This window comes from Pelomonas sp. KK5 (assembly GCF_001984095.1).
GTDB lineage: Bacteria > Pseudomonadota > Gammaproteobacteria > Burkholderiales > Burkholderiaceae_C > KK5.
On sequence record NZ_LYVQ01000574.1, the window covers coordinates 1 to 438 of the forward strand.

General features: G+C 55.5%; 1 protein-coding gene. It reads right to left on the reverse strand.

From position 1 onward, the window contains the following. Positions 1-76: 76 nt before the first annotated feature. Positions 77-438 (reverse strand): hypothetical protein (locus B0W88_RS32305; protein ID WP_233151930.1); only part of this gene is annotated, 362 nt, incomplete at its 5' end.

Here is a 438-nt window from a genome sequence, read left to right on the forward strand (position 1 = left end):
TTGCGTTCAGCCGCGCCGTTAGGCGTCGGCTGCAACTGCGGGTTAGACCGAATTTCTTGTGAACGATTTGCCACTCTCACCTCTTTGGCACAACGGCAAGTTGAGCGATCGCGACGGCTTCTCGAACTTCAGAATCGTCTCTGTACTTCGGGTACTCCCATTGATCCATCGGAGCGGGGCTGTACCAAACGACTTCGTCAAACAGCGCGTCGAGCGGCTCGAAGATTTCTGCAGGAATGACGTCTTTCCTGACTTCGAAGTTCCACATCCTTTCGAAGCTCGAGCAAAAGTCGCCCACCGACAGCGTCCCTAGTTGCAGCTGGCGCATCAGGCTCTCGATGTCCGCTACCGTAGCTTCTGCGTCGAGCGAATTCTCGTCTTCGTTCAGATAGCGCAAAGTCATCCTTGGTGGTCTAACGAAGGAGTTCAGCGGCGCCG